The 13,745-nt window shown below is 59.8% G+C and carries 10 protein-coding genes and 2 pseudogenes; 10 read left to right on the top strand and 2 right to left on the bottom strand.

Annotation, left to right across the window (positions count from 1 at the left end):
* Window positions 1-11 precede the first annotated feature (11 nt).
* The 3 genes from JFV26_RS05880 to JFV26_RS05870 all read left to right on the top strand — a co-directional run bounded on the left by JFV26_RS05880 (window position 12) and on the right by JFV26_RS05870 (window position 2,083).
* Window positions 12-1,094, top strand: a complete 1,083-nt coding sequence (locus JFV26_RS05880; protein WP_201190590.1) for a 5-(carboxyamino)imidazole ribonucleotide synthase — start codon at window positions 12-14, stop codon at window positions 1,092-1,094.
* Between the two features lie 118 nt (window positions 1,095-1,212).
* Entirely contained in the window at window positions 1,213-1,458 is a 246-nt protein-coding gene (locus JFV26_RS05875; RefSeq protein ID WP_003229635.1) for a GlsB/YeaQ/YmgE family stress response membrane protein, read from the top strand.
* 88 nt (window positions 1,459-1,546) lie between these two features.
* Window positions 1,547-2,083, top strand: coding sequence for a DUF3299 domain-containing protein (locus JFV26_RS05870; RefSeq protein WP_201190588.1), 537 nt, complete (start codon window positions 1,547-1,549; stop codon window positions 2,081-2,083).
* 85 nt (window positions 2,084-2,168) lie between these two features.
* Here JFV26_RS05870 and JFV26_RS05865 read toward each other — a convergent pair whose 3' ends face one another.
* Entirely contained in the window at window positions 2,169-3,068 is a 900-nt protein-coding gene (locus JFV26_RS05865) for a D-hexose-6-phosphate mutarotase (RefSeq protein ID WP_201190586.1), read from the bottom strand.
* A gap of 57 nt (window positions 3,069-3,125) precedes the next feature.
* Window positions 3,126-3,530 carry an acyl-CoA thioesterase gene (locus JFV26_RS05860; protein ID WP_007896491.1) on the bottom strand — a complete coding sequence of 135 codons (405 nt, stop codon included), beginning with the start codon at window positions 3,528-3,530 and terminating at the stop codon, window positions 3,126-3,128.
* A 365-nt stretch (window positions 3,531-3,895) separates the two neighbouring features.
* Here JFV26_RS05860 and JFV26_RS05855 point away from each other — a divergent pair, with 365 nt between their 5' ends.
* The 7 genes and pseudogenes from JFV26_RS05855 (at window position 3,896) to JFV26_RS05825 (ending at window position 13,667) form a co-directional block, all read left to right on the top strand.
* Window positions 3,896-5,194, top strand: a complete 1,299-nt coding sequence (locus JFV26_RS05855; protein WP_201190584.1) for an MFS transporter — start codon at window positions 3,896-3,898, stop codon at window positions 5,192-5,194.
* A 250-nt stretch (window positions 5,195-5,444) separates the two neighbouring features.
* The gene (locus tag JFV26_RS05850) at window positions 5,445-6,446 is read left to right on the top strand and encodes a phosphate ABC transporter substrate-binding protein PstS (RefSeq protein WP_201190582.1); all 1,002 of its coding nucleotides are present in this window, start codon (window positions 5,445-5,447) and stop codon (window positions 6,444-6,446) included.
* A gap of 232 nt (window positions 6,447-6,678) precedes the next feature.
* Window positions 6,679-8,960: pseudogene (locus JFV26_RS05845) on the top strand (ABC transporter permease subunit).
* A gap of 15 nt (window positions 8,961-8,975) precedes the next feature.
* Window positions 8,976-10,646, top strand: a complete 1,671-nt coding sequence (pstA, locus tag JFV26_RS05840) for a phosphate ABC transporter permease PstA (RefSeq protein WP_201190580.1) — start codon at window positions 8,976-8,978, stop codon at window positions 10,644-10,646.
* A gap of 188 nt (window positions 10,647-10,834) precedes the next feature.
* On the top strand, window positions 10,835-11,668 hold the full coding sequence (gene pstB / locus JFV26_RS05835) for a phosphate ABC transporter ATP-binding protein PstB (RefSeq protein ID WP_007942698.1): 834 nt from the start codon (window positions 10,835-10,837) through the stop codon (window positions 11,666-11,668).
* Between the two features lie 120 nt (window positions 11,669-11,788).
* The gene (phoU, locus tag JFV26_RS05830; RefSeq protein WP_008150055.1) at window positions 11,789-12,550 is read left to right on the top strand and encodes a phosphate signaling complex protein PhoU; all 762 of its coding nucleotides are present in this window, start codon (window positions 11,789-11,791) and stop codon (window positions 12,548-12,550) included.
* 164 nt (window positions 12,551-12,714) lie between these two features.
* Window positions 12,715-13,667: pseudogene (locus JFV26_RS05825) on the top strand (response regulator).
* The last annotated feature ends 78 nt before the right edge of the window (window positions 13,668-13,745 follow it).

The following is a 13,745-nucleotide window of genomic DNA, read 5'->3' as shown; positions in this document are numbered from 1 at the left end:
GGTTGTTGACGATGAAAATCGGTGTAATCGGTGGCGGCCAGTTGGGCCGCATGTTGGCGCTGGCGGGCACTCCGCTGGGCATGAACTTCGCTTTCCTGGACCCGGCGCCGGACGCTTGCGCCGCCGCGTTGGGCGAGCATCTGCGGGCCGATTACGGCGATCAGGAGCACTTGCGTCAACTGGCCGATGAAGTCGATCTGGTGACCTTCGAATTCGAAAGCGTCCCGGCCGAAACCGTGGCGTTCCTGTCGCAGTTCGTCCCGGTCTACCCGAGCGCCGAAGCCCTGCGCATCGCCCGTGATCGCTGGTTCGAGAAGAGTATGTTCAAGGACCTGGGGATTCCTACCCCGGCGTTCGCCGACATCCAGTCGCAAGCGGATCTGGACGCGGCCGTGGCTTCGATCGGTCTGCCGGCCGTGTTGAAAACCCGTACTTTGGGTTACGACGGCAAGGGCCAGAAAGTCCTGCGCAAACCGCAAGACGTGGTCGGCACCTTCGCCGAACTCGGCAGCGTCGCCTGCCTGCTGGAAGGCTTCGTGCCGTTCACCGGTGAAGTCTCGCTGATCGCCGTGCGTGCTCGCGATGGTGAAACGAAGTTTTATCCGCTGGTTCACAACACCCACGACAGCGGCATTCTCAAGTTGTCCGTAGCCAGCACCGATCACCCGCTGCAAGCCTTGGCTGAGGATTACTCCAGCCGTGTGCTCAAGCAGCTGGAATACGTCGGCGTGATGGCGTTCGAGTTCTTTGAAGTCGATGGCGGCCTCAAGGCCAACGAAATCGCCCCGCGTGTGCACAACTCCGGGCACTGGACCACTGAAGGCGCCGAGTGCAGCCAGTTCGAAAACCACTTGCGGGCCGTTGCCGGTTTGCCGCTGGGTTCGACGGCCAAGGTCGGTGAGAGCGCGATGCTCAACTTCATCGGTGTGGTTCCGCCGGTGGAGAAAGTGATCGCCATTGCTGATTGCCACCTGCACCACTACGGCAAGGCATTCAAGATCGGTCGCAAGGTCGGTCACGCCAATCTGCGTTGTGCAGACCGTGAGACGCTGGCGGCGCAGATCCTCAAGGTCGAAGCGCTCATCGCCGAATAGTTTCATGTGGCAGTGGCGGAACCTTCAGTGTCCGCCGTTCTCTGATGGCAGGATGCCAAAGTCTGACTAGGCTTGGGCTAGGTGTCCTGTCTCACCAAACCAATCAGAGGGAAATGCCATGGGAATTATCGGAACCATCTTTATCGGCTTGATCGTCGGCCTGCTAGCGCGTTTCCTGAAACCGGGCGATGACAGCATGGGCTGGATCATGACCATCCTGCTCGGTATCGGCGGTTCGCTGGCGGCCACTTACGGCGGCCAGGCTCTGGGCATTTACCAGGCGGGCCAGGGCGCAGGCTTCATCGGCGCGCTGGTGGGTGCGATCGTGCTGCTGGTGATTTACGGCCTGATCAAGAAGAACTGATTCAAGCGACAAAGCCCTCTGCGCGGCGCACGCGCAGAGGGCTAGAATGCTCGCCATTACGCCATCCTTTCCTTTGTCGAGCATTTCCATGCGCCGTCTACTACTGACTTTCCTTTTACTGGGTGCGGGCCTTGCCCATGCCGGCGAGCTGCCGGAAACCGACTGGCTGGAGCTGATGCCCAAGTCGGACCAGAAAGCCCTCGAAGACATGCCCGAAATCGACCACAACTCTCCCGAAGGCAATGGCACCTTTACCCAAAAGGGTGGCATGAAGCAGAGCAAGGGGTTGCCGGCGGTGATGTACTCGACCAAAACCGTGCCGTCGATGAACGACAAGAATATCCGCATCGGTGGTTACCCGGTGCCGCTGGAAACCGATGCCAAGGGCCGCAGCACGTTGTTCTTCCTGGTGCCGTACCCAGGCGCCTGCATCCACGTGCCGCCACCGCCACCAAACCAGTTGGTGCTGGTGCGTTATCCCAAAGGCTTGAAGCTGGACGACATCTACACGCCGCTGTGGGTCACCGGCACGTTGAAGATCGAGAAGGTCAACAACGACCTGGCTGACGCGGCGTATGCGCTGGATGCGGCGAAGGTACGGGCGGTTAAAGAGTCGGATTTGTAATCGCGTATAACGCAAAAAGATCGCAGCCTTCGGCAGCGCCTACACCGATCTCTGTAGGAGCTGCCGAAGGCTGCGATCTTTGATCTTAAAGCGGTTTGCTACCGATACTGACACCAAGGGTGTGGCTGGCACCCGCCGCCAGATTCACCACATCGTCCATCACATTCGCCGTCTCGATGCACAGCATGTGCTGCCAGCCATCATCGGCCATGTCGCTGAATGCTGCTGCGCGTTCGATCCACGGGTTCCAGATCACCGTCGAGCGTGAACCGCTGCTGGTCAGCTCGACGCGTCGTTCCCATGTCGGGTCGACAATGCTCAGCTTCGCCGGGGTATTGAGGTAGATGCGGTCAGTCTCGCCGGTGAAAACCAGATCGCCGGCCTGAGTGGCCGTGTTCCAGTCATCAGTCGTATCGATGTAGCTCAAGCCATCCAACCCTTCGACGTGCACGTTGCGTACGTCGCTCACCGCGAAATAGCTGTGCAATGCCTGGCTGATGGACACGGATTCAGCGCCGCGGTTGTGGCTGGTCAGGCTGATATGCAGTTGCTCGTCCAGACGGATGCTTAACGTCAAATCCACCCGATGCGGCCAGCCCGCAAAGCCACCTTCGGGGTAGGGCAGGACAAACTCCACCGTCAGGCTTTCACCCTCGGCCTCGATGCCGCCCAGTTCCCAATCCATCGCCCGCACAAACCCGTGGGCGGTCGGCGGCTCATTGCTGACGCGCATCGCTTGAACGCTCTGCGGGTTGCGCGGGAAATTGCCGAACCATGGCCAGCACACCGGCACGCCGGCGCGGATGCTTTTGCCGGTCTTGAACACGGCATCGTCGTTGAGCCAGATCAGCGGTGGTTGCCCGGCCAACTGATAACTGAGGATGTGCGCGCCTTGCTGGGCCACCAGCAATTCGGCCTGACCGTGGCGAATGCGCCAGCAGTTCAGTTCATCGAGTTTGACGGCTTCAACGTTGGGCGTGTTCATGGGGCAACTCTCAATCAGGAACAATGACTGCTATGGACCGCAAAACGGCCCCCGCGTTTAACGCGCGCGTGGTGGAACCGAGCGAGTGCGGCCGCTGCCGTCGATGGCCACGAACACAAAGACGGCCTCAGTCACTTTGCGCCACTCGCTGGACAACGGGTCGTCGCTCCAGACCTCGACCATCATCTGGATCGAGCTGCGGCCGATTTCCAGGGCCTGGGTATAGAAGGAGAGCTGCGCGCCCACCGCCACCGGAACCAGGAACGCCATGCGGTCGATCGCAACGGTCGCGACGCGGCCACCGGCGACTTTGCTGGCCATTGCGGTGCCGGCCAAATCCATCTGCGCCACCAGCCAGCCGCCGAAAATATCGCCAAAGCCGTTGGTTTCGCGTGGGAGCGCGGTGATTTGCAGGGCCAGGTCGCCTTGCGGGATTGGATCTTCTTGTTCGAGCTCTATCATGCCGGGGGTGCCTCTGACCCGTGACTCTACGTTGGTCTTTCAGGTGAATAGCCGTCTCAGAAAAAACGATTCAGCCCCGAACATACTACGTTCGTCACGTTTTTCGTAAGGCGCCTAAAGGGAAACTCTGCGAAATCGGCTGACCGGTGCCAACGACGTTTTCGCACAGCAACCCCTTACAAGCAGGTGCAAGGTTGCGAGTATATCGGTCGGTAGACTCCGAGACGACCGTCGGGTTCTCATTTTGACCGTCAAATAAGCACCTCTATGTGCTTTTTCGAACAATTTGCTATCGTGCCGATCCTGCCCAAGCCTCCGCCAGCGTTGTTGGGGTTGCAGATCTGACTATAAGAGAAGCCCTTGCCATGACCACAGCGCCCTCGAGCACTGCGCAGCCAACGCAATCCGCACGTCCGTTGACCCGCAACGATTACAAGACCTTGTCGCTGTCTGCCCTGGGCGGCGCGCTGGAGTTCTACGACTTCATCATCTTCGTGTTCTTCGCCACAGTGGTTGGCAAGCTGTTCTTCCCGGCCGACATGCCCGAGTGGCTGCGCCTGATGCAAACGTTCGGCATCTTTGCTGCTGGCTATCTGGCTCGGCCGTTGGGCGGCATCGTCATGGCGCACTTCGGCGACCTGCTGGGGCGCAAGAAGATGTTCACCTTGAGCATTTTCATGATGGCGGTGCCAACCCTGATCATGGGGTTGCTGCCAACGTACGCCCAGATTGGCATGTGGGCGCCGATTCTGTTGCTGCTGATGCGGGTGATCCAGGGCGCAGCGATTGGCGGTGAAGTGCCCGGCGCCTGGGTATTCGTTTCCGAACACGTGCCGCACAAGCACATTGGCTATGCCTGCGGCACCCTGACCAGCGGTCTGACGGCTGGCATCTTGCTGGGTTCGTTGGTGGCCACGGCGATCAACAGCATTTACACCCCGGTGGAAGTGGCGGATTACGCCTGGCGGATTCCATTCCTGCTGGGCGGTGTGTTTGGCCTGTTCTCGGTCTACCTGCGCCGCTGGCTCCACGAAACCCCGGTGTTCGCCGAGCTGCAACTGCGCAAGGCCCTGGCCGAAGAAGTGCCGCTGCGTGCGGTGCTGCGTGACCATCGCGGGGCGATCCTGATTTCCATGCTGCTGACCTGGCTGCTGTCGGCCGGCATCATCGTTGTCATCCTGATGACCCCGACCGTGTTGCAGACCGTTTACCACTTCTCGCCAACCATCGCGTTGCAGGCCAACAGCCTGGCGATTGTGTTCCTGAGCCTGGGGTGTGTGGCGTCTGGCGCACTGGCTGACCGTTTTGGTGCGGGGCGGGTATTTGTGTTTGGCAGCGGTTTGCTGCTGCTGAGCTCATGGACCTTCTACCACAGCCTGTTCAATCACCCGCAATGGCTGTTCCCGATGTACGCCGTGACCGGAATGCTGGTCGGCACCATCGGCGCCGTGCCGTACGTGATGGTCAAAGCCTTCCCGGCGGTGGTGCGCTTTAGCGGGCTGTCGTTCTCCTACAACCTGGCCTACGCGATCTTTGGCGGGTTGACTCCAATGATCGTGACGTTGCTGCTCAAGGAAAGCCCGATGGGGCCTGCCTATTACGTGGCGATCATTTGTGGGGTCGGGATGTTGGTGGGGGCTTATCTTTGGAAGAAGGGGCGCTAAACCGGCTCTTTGTATCGACTGTACTGACGCCTTCGCGAGCAAGCCCGCTCCCACAGTTAACCGAGTTCCCCCAGAAGAATACGGTCGAATGTGGGAGCGGGCTTGCTCGCGAAGAACGATAACGCGGTAGACCTGCAAAAACCTGAATGCTGGCCTTTCATCCAATTGTCATATTTCAGCCATAGAGTGTTCACACGGCCTGCTGATACTTGGCCCCGACTTAACACACCCTATCTGCTAGGAGTAAGGCATGAAACTGAAGCGTTTGATGGCGGCAATGACTTTTGTCGCTGCTGGCGTTGCGACCGCCAACGCGTTCGCCGCTGTTGACCCGTCGATCCCGAGCTACACCAAGACCACTGGTGTGTCGGGCAACCTGTCCAGCGTCGGCTCCGATACCCTGGCCAACCTCATGACCCTGTGGGCTGAGAACTACAAAAAAGAATACCCGAACGTAAACATCCAGATTCAGGCCGCTGGCTCCGCCACCGCGCCACCTGCGTTGACTGAAGGCACCTCTAACCTGGGCCCGATGAGCCGCAAAATGAAGGACACCGAACTGGCTGCCTTCGAGCAGAAGTACGGCTACAAGCCAACCGCTATCCCGGTTGCCGTGGACGCCCTGGCTGTGTTCGTGCACAAAGACAACCCGATCCAGCACCTGACCATGGAACAGGTCGACGCGATCTTCTCGTCCACTCGTCTGTGCGGCGCTAAATCCGAAGTCAAAACCTGGGGCGACCTGGGTGTGACCGGCGACCTGGCCAACAAGCCGGTTCAACTGTTCGGTCGTAACTCGGTATCCGGCACCTACGGCTACTTCAAAGAAGAAGCCCTGTGCAAAGGCGACTACAAGCCAAACGTCAACGAACAACCAGGCTCGGCTTCGGTCGTGCAGTCGATCAGCTCTTCGCTGAACGGCATCGGTTACTCGGGCATCGGCTACAAAACCGCTAGCGTGAAAACTGTGGCCCTGTCGAAAAAGGGCAGCACCGAGTTCATCGAAGACAGCGAAGAAAACGCACTGAACGGCAAATACCCGCTGTCGCGTTTCCTCTACGTTTATGTCAACAAAGCCCCGAACAAGCCTCTGGCCCCGCTGGAAGCCGAGTTCGTGAAGCTGGTTCTGTCCAAACAGGGTCAGGAAGTTGTAGTGAAAGACGGCTACATCCCACTGCCGGCCAAGGTTGCTGCAAAAGCACTGGCTGACCTGGGTCTGGCGGAAGGCGGCGCTGAAGTCGCAAAAAAGTAACACCGTAGGTCCGGGGTAAATCCGGACCTGTGTAGGAGCTGTCGAGGGAACCGAGGCTGCGATCTTTTGATCTTGCAGTTACAAAGCCAGATCAAAAGATCGCAGCCTCGGTTCCCTCGGCAGCTCCTACAACCCCCAATTTTTCGATCCTCTGCCAGTTCCCACCGGCGGCGGATTTGTTGCGTCACTGCATTGTCATCTTTCTGTCATACAGGATCGCTAGGGTGTGCGCATGAATGATCTGGCCAATTCCCCCATGACTACCAATCCCCCCAAGCGAATTGACTTCAATACGCCTGAGTTGAAACGCAAGCGCCGCATTCGCGCGCTCAAAGATCGCCTGACCCGCTGGTACGTCCTCATTGGCGGCCTCGCCGTCCTCGGCGCGATCACGCTGATCTTCTTCTTCCTTGCCTATGTGGTTGCGCCGCTGTTCCAGGGTGCCAGCCTGACCGCCAAGGACGCCATCACGCCAGCCTGGATGCAAGACGCCGGCAAGCCGCTGATGATCTCCCTGGAAGAGCAGAACCAGGTCGCCATGCGGATTTCCGACAAGGGCCAGGCGCTGTTCTTCGATATCGACAGTGGCGCCGAACTCAAGCGCGTCGATCTGCGGATCCCGGCCGGCACCACCGTGACCTCCATCGGTGAAGACCAGCCGGGCCATCCTCTGGTGGCGGTGGGCTTGTCCAACGGCCAGGCGCTGGTGTTCCGTCACACCTATAAAGTCAGCTACCCGGACGGCAAGAAAACCATCACGCCGGCTATCGAGTACCCGTATGGCGAGACGCCGATTGCGTTGAACGAAGCGGGCGGTGCCCTGGAGCACGTCAGCCTCAACGCCAGCGACACCTCGTTGATGCTGGTCGGTTCCACCGGTTCGCAACTCAATGTGCTGTCGCTGACCAGCGAAGAAAACATGATGACCGGTGAAGTCACCAACGAGCAGAAGCGTATCGATCTGCCGCAGATGACCGAGTCGGTGAAAAACATCTTCGTCGACCCGCGCCAGCAATGGTTGTACGTGATCAACGGTCGCGCCCAGGCCGACGTGTTCAGCCTGCGCGACAAGAGCCTCAACGGTCGCTATAAACTGCTTGAAGACGGCGAAGCGCAAATCACCGCCAGTACCCAACTGGTGGGCGGTATCTCGCTGATCCTGGGCGATTCGAAAGGTGGCCTGGCCCAGTGGTTCATGGCCCGCGACACGGATGGCGAACTGCGCCTGAAGCAGATCCGCACTTTCCAGATGGGCACCACGCCGATCGTTGAAATCACCGCCGAAGAACGTCGCAAAGGCTTCATCGCCCTCGATGCCTCCGGCAAGCTCGGCGTGTTCCACAGCACCGCGCACCGCACCTTGCTGGTGGATCAGGTGGTCGATGGCCAAGGCATTTTCGGTCTGTCGCCACGGGCCAACCGCGTGATCGTCGAAGCCGGCGGCAAGATTCAACCGCTGCTGCTCGACAACCCGCACCCGGAAGTTTCCTGGAGCGCGTTGTGGAGCAAGGTCTGGTACGAGAACTACGACGAGCCTAAATACGTCTGGCAATCGACCGCCGCCAACACCGATTTCGAACCCAAGATGAGCTTGGCGCCACTGACCTTCGGTACGCTCAAGGCCGCGTTCTACGCCATGCTGCTGGCCGCACCACTGGCCGTCGCCGCGGCGATCTACACCGCCTACTTCATGGCGCCGAGCCTGCGCCGCAAGGTCAAGCCGGTGATCGAGCTGATGGAGGCGATGCCGACGGTGATCCTCGGTTTCTTCGCCGGCCTGTTCCTCGCACCTTATGTCGAAGGGCATTTGCCGGGCATCTTCAGCCTGCTGATGCTGCTGCCGGTCGGCATTTTGGTCGCCGGTTTCGCCTTCAGTCGGCTGCCTGAGTCCATCCGCCTGAAAGTGCCGGACGGCTGGGAAAGCGCGATCCTGATCCCGGTGATCCTGTTTGTAGGCTGGTTGTCGCTGTACATGAGCCCGTACATGGAAACCTGGTTCTTCGGCGGCGACATGCGCATGTGGATTTCCCACGACCTGGGCATCACCTACGACCAGCGCAACGCACTGGTAGTCGGTCTGGCCATGGGCTTTGCGGTGATCCCGAACATCTACTCCATTGCCGAAGACGCCGTGTTCAGCGTGCCGCGCGGCCTGACCCTCGGTTCCCTGGCTCTCGGTGCCACGCCGTGGCAGACCATGACTCGCGTGGTGATTCTCACCGCCAGCCGGGCATTTTCTCGGCGCTGATGATCGGCATGGGCCGTGCGGTCGGTGAAACGATGATCGTGCTGATGGCCACCGGTAATACCCCGGTCATGGAAATGAACCTGTTCGAAGGCCTGCGGACTTTGGCGGCCAACGTTGCGGTGGAAATGCCGGAGTCGGAAGTCGGCGGCAGCCACTACCGCGTGCTGTTCCTCTCGGCGCTGGTGCTGCTGTTGTTCACCTTCGTCATGAACACCCTCGCGGAACTGATTCGTCAGCGTCTGCGCAAGAAATACTCGTCGCTTTAAGAAAGGTAGAAGTCTGTGAAACAGAACTCCCTGAATGGATGGTTCAAGAGCGGCGCCCCCGGCGTCTGGATCAGCGGTGGCGCGGTGTCCATCGCGGTCATCATGACCATTGGCTTGCTGGCAGTGATTGCCGTGCGCGGTCTGGGCCATTTTTGGCCGGCAGACCTTATCCACGCCAACTACGATGTACCGGGCCAGGCCAATCACCTGCTCATCGGCGAAGTGGTGCAGAAAGAGGAAGTGCCGCGCGAGCGCCTGAAAACCGCTGGCCTGCCGGTGCCCGATGTGGGCCCGGAATTCATGACCCGTGAGCTGATCAAGGTCGGCAACCGTGACTTGAACGGCAACGACTTCACCTGGATCGTCGGCGAGTGGCTGACCAACCAGGCGACGCCACGAGAACTGATGACTATCGAGCGTCGCGAGTGGGGCAACTTCTACGGCTACCTGGTCAACGTCAAACAGGACGGCAAGGTCATCGCCGAGGGCGAGGCCGCCTGGCCGGAGTTGCAGGCTCGTGTGGATCGCGTCAACAAACTCGCGGCACAGCTCAAGAGCCTTGAGAAATCGGACATTGGCGCGATCAACGCGGGTCTCGAACGTATCCGTCTGCACGGTCGAAAACTTGAACTGGCCGGTAAACTCGACGCCACTGCTCAAGCTGACATGGACGGCGAACGCGCGGAACTGAATGCGCGCTATCAGGACATCGAAGCACGCCTGTCCGACCTGCATGCCCAGTTCAACCGCGACAGCCTGACCGCTCGTGATGCCAACGGCAAAGGGCTCGAAATCGGCATCGGCAAAGTGGTTCACGCCTACCAGCCGAACGCCATGAGCACCTTCACCAAGGTGGGCTTCTACTTCGGCAAGGTCTGGGAGTTCCTCAGCGACGACCCGCGTGAAGCCAACACTGAAGGCGGGATCTTCCCGGCGATTTTCGGCACCGTGATGATGACGTTGATCATGGCGATGATCGTGACCCCGTTCGGCGTACTGGCGGCGGTGTACCTGCGTGAATATGCCAAGCAGAACACCCTGACGCGGATTATCCGCATCGCGGTAAACAACCTGGCAGGCGTTCCGGCGATCGTTTACGGCGTGTTCGGTCTGGGTTTCTTCGTCTACGTACTCGGCGGCTCGGTGGATCGGATCTTCTTCCCCGAAGCCTTGCCGGCACCGACCTTCGGTACGCCGGGCCTGCTTTGGGCCTCGCTGACCCTGGCGTTGCTGGCGGTGCCGGTGGTGATCGTGGCCACCGAAGAAGGCCTGGCGCGAATTCCTCGCACCGTGCGTGAGGGCTCGCTGGCCCTCGGCGCGACCAAGGCTGAAACGCTGTGGAAGATCGTGCTGCCGATGGCCAGCCCGGCGATGATGACCGGCATGATCCTCGCCGTGGCCCGCGCCGCCGGTGAAGTGGCGCCGCTGATGCTGGTAGGTGTGGTGAAACTGGCGCCGTCGCTGCCGGTGGACGGCAACTACCCGTACCTGCACCTGGACCAGAAGATCATGCACTTGGGCTTCCATATTTATGACGTCGGCTTCCAGAGCCCGAACGTCGAAGCCGCCCGACCACTGGTGTACGCCACGGCGCTGTTGCTGGTGCTGGTGATTGCGACGCTCAACCTGTCGGCGGTGTGGATTCGAAACCACCTGCGCGAGAAATACAAAGCGCTGGATAGTTAACGGGTTGGCACGGACCTTGTGGGAGCGGGCTTGCTCGCGAAAGCGATCTGTCAGTCACATCTTTGCTGGATGTACCGACGTCTTCGCGAGCAAGCCCGCTCCCACAGTAGTCCGCGTTCCACCGGACATTTATTGGCCTGCCGCGAAGCGGCGTTCCGAACCGAATTTGTTAGCACAGGGAGCCTCCCATGCAGCACGAAACACATACTCACGGCATCAACATGTCGGCCCTGGGCCGCGACAAGCAGAGCCTGAGTCTCGAACAGGAAACCGTGGCCATCGAAGTGCCGGGCCTGAGCCTGTTCTACGGCGACAAACAAGCGCTGTACGACGTCAGCATGAACATCCCGAAACAGCGCGTGACGGCCTTCATCGGCCCGTCCGGCTGCGGCAAGTCCACGCTGCTGCGCACCTTCAATCGCATGAACGACCTGGTGGATGGCTGCCGCGTTGAAGGTGCGATCAACCTCTACGGCAACAACATCTACCGTAAGGGCGAGGACGTGGCCGAGCTGCGTCGTCGCGTCGGCATGGTGTTCCAGAAGCCGAACCCGTTCCCGAAAACCATCTACGAAAACGTGGTCTACGGCCTGCGCATCCAGGGCATCAACAAGAAGCGCATCCTCGACGAAGCCGTTGAGTGGGCGTTGAAAGGCGCGGCGCTGTGGGACGAAGTCAAAGACCGTCTGCACGAGTCGGCGCTCGGCTTGTCCGGTGGTCAGCAGCAACGTCTGGTGATCGCCCGCACCATCGCCGTGGAGCCGGAAGTGCTGCTGCTCGACGAACCGTGCTCGGCCCTCGACCCGATCTCCACGCTGAAAGTCGAAGAGCTGATCTACGAACTGAAATCCAAGTTCACCATCGTCATCGTGACCCACAACATGCAGCAGGCCGCCCGGGTTTCCGATTACACGGCGTTCATGTACATGGGCAAACTGGTGGAATTCGGCGACACCGACACCCTGTTCACCAATCCGGCGAAGAAACAGACCGAAGATTACATCACCGGTCGCTACGGCTAGCCGTACAGCCGCAAGCGTCAAGCTACAAGCGGCAAGAAAGAAGCGGTGCGATACCAGGACTCATACATAACTGCTTGAAGCTTGCAGCTTGAAGCTTGCAACTTTCGCGGAGCGAAACAGATGATTAGTAAAGAAGGCCTTACCCATCACATTTCCGCACAGTTCAACGCTGAGCTTGAGGAAGTGCGCAGCCACCTCCTGGCCATGGGCGGGCTGGTGGAGAAGCAAGTCAACGACGCGGTGACCGCGCTGATCGAGGCCGACTCCGGCCTGGCTCAGCAGGTGCGCGAGATCGACGACCAGATCAATCAGATGGAACGCAACATCGACGAAGAATGCCTGCGCATTCTGGCCCGTCGTCAGCCGGCAGCGTCCGACTTGCGTTTGATCATCAGCATCTCCAAATCGGTGATCGACCTGGAGCGCATCGGTGACGAAGCGACCAAGATCGCCCGCCGCGCCATTCAGTTGTGCGAAGAAGGCGAGGCCCCGCGCGGTTACGTCGAGGTGCGCCATATCGGCGATCAGGTGCGCAACATGGTTCGCGATGCGCTGGACGCCTTTGCGCGCTTCGACGCTGATCTGGCGTTGTCGGTGGCCCAGTACGACAAGATCATCGATCGCGAATACAAAACCGCCCTGCGCGAGCTGGCCACCTACATGATGGAAGACCCACGCTCTATTTCACGGGTCTTGAGCATCATTTGGGTGCTGCGCTCCCTGGAGCGGATCGGCGACCACGCGCGCAATATCTCCGAGCTGGTGATTTACCTGGTGCGCGGCACCGATGTACGTCACCTGGGCCTCAAGCGCATGAAAGAAGAAGTTGAAGGCACAAGTGGTGAAACCGCTAATGTTCCGGGCAAAGCTGACGATAAGTAAGATTGCCTGAGTAAAACGCCCGGCCTTTTGGCCGGGCGTTTTTGTTTGTGAGGTCGAATTAAACAGCAGCACCCGCGAACGAAAAGTCCCGGCGTGACTGAAGAGTTTTGGCAATGTGCCATCAGCCAGCGTTATGCTTGCCGGGATTTTTATAGGGGTGTTGGATGAGCAAGATCAGTGTGTTGGTCGTGGACGATGCATCGTTCATTCGTGACCTGGTAAAGAAGTGCCTGCGCAACTACTTCCGGGTATCCGGACCGAAGACGCCGTCAACGGTAAAAAAGCCCAGGCGATGCTGGCCAAAGAAGCGTTCGACCTGGTGCTGTGCGACTGGGAAATGCCGGAAATGTCCGGCCTGGAACTGCTGACCTGGTGCCGTGAACAAGACAACCTCAAGACCATGCCGTTCGTGATGGTGACCAGCCGTGGTGACAAAGAGAACGTGGTCCAGGCGATTCAGGCCGGCGTTTCCGGCTACGTCAGCAAGCCATTCACCAACGAGCAACTGCTGACCAAGGTCAAGCAGGCCCTGAACAAGGTCGGCAAACTCGACACCTTGATGAACAGCGCCCCGACCAAAATGAACTCGGCATTCGGCAACGACTCCCTGAGCGCATTGACTGGCGGCAAGGCTGCAGTGGCCGCGCCCTCGGCCGCTCCGGTCAACCCGTTCGCCAAGCCCGTCGCCGTTGCCGCTCCGGCGCCCGCCGTTGCGCCGTCCCGTGGTTTGCTCAACAGCCCGCCGGTCAAGGCGCCGGTTGCTGCGCCAGCTTCTACCGGTGGTCGTGGCCAGGGCCAGTTGCGCCTGTCGAGCGGCACCCAGCCTTGCGTGATCAAGGCCTTGAGCCTCAAGGAAGCACTGCTGGTGGTCAAGCGCGACGACATCCTGCCGCAAGTCCTCGAAAGCGCGGTGCTCGACATGGAGCAGGGCGACAACGCTGAAACCGCTCGCCTCAATGGTTACCTGCATGCCATCGTTGCCCACGAGCAAAAACCTGACAGCGACTGGCTGCAACTGACCTTCCGCTTTGTCGATCAGGACGCGCAGAAGCTCGATTACATCTCCCGCCTGATTGCCCGTGGTACGGCGCAGAAGCATTTCGTACCGGGCGCGTAATCTTCGTCGCCTGCCAGTTCGCCTTCGCGAGCAAGCCCGCTCCTACATTGGAATGCATTTCAAATGTGGGAGCGGGCT

The organism is Pseudomonas sp. TH31, from assembly GCF_016650815.1.
Taxonomy (GTDB): Bacteria; Pseudomonadota; Gammaproteobacteria; order Pseudomonadales; family Pseudomonadaceae; genus Aquipseudomonas.
The sequence above is the reverse complement of the archived record's forward strand: the minus strand, read 5'-3'. Positions and strand labels throughout refer to the sequence as shown.

What these genes read in the sequence shown, in the direction of transcription:
- JFV26_RS05875 (WP_003229635.1), top strand. Translation starts at nt 1,213, where the DNA reads ATGGGAATTATCGGAACCATCTTTATCGGCTTGATCGTCGGCCTGCTA.
- JFV26_RS05855 (WP_201190584.1), top strand. Translation starts at nt 3,896, where the DNA reads ATGACCACAGCGCCCTCGAGCACTGCGCAGCCAACGCAATCCGCACGT.
- JFV26_RS05880 (WP_201190590.1), top strand. Translation starts at nt 12, where the DNA reads ATGAAAATCGGTGTAATCGGTGGCGGCCAGTTGGGCCGCATGTTGGCG.
- JFV26_RS05860 (WP_007896491.1), bottom strand. Translation starts at nt 3,530, where the DNA reads ATGATAGAGCTCGAACAAGAAGATCCAATCCCGCAAGGCGACCTGGCC.
- JFV26_RS05865 (WP_201190586.1), bottom strand. Translation starts at nt 3,068, where the DNA reads ATGAACACGCCCAACGTTGAAGCCGTCAAACTCGATGAACTGAACTGC.
- JFV26_RS05850 (WP_201190582.1), top strand. Translation starts at nt 5,445, where the DNA reads ATGAAACTGAAGCGTTTGATGGCGGCAATGACTTTTGTCGCTGCTGGC.
- phoU (WP_008150055.1), top strand. Translation starts at nt 11,789, where the DNA reads ATGATTAGTAAAGAAGGCCTTACCCATCACATTTCCGCACAGTTCAAC.
- JFV26_RS05870 (WP_201190588.1), top strand. Translation starts at nt 1,547, where the DNA reads ATGCGCCGTCTACTACTGACTTTCCTTTTACTGGGTGCGGGCCTTGCC.
- pstB (WP_007942698.1), top strand. Translation starts at nt 10,835, where the DNA reads ATGCAGCACGAAACACATACTCACGGCATCAACATGTCGGCCCTGGGC.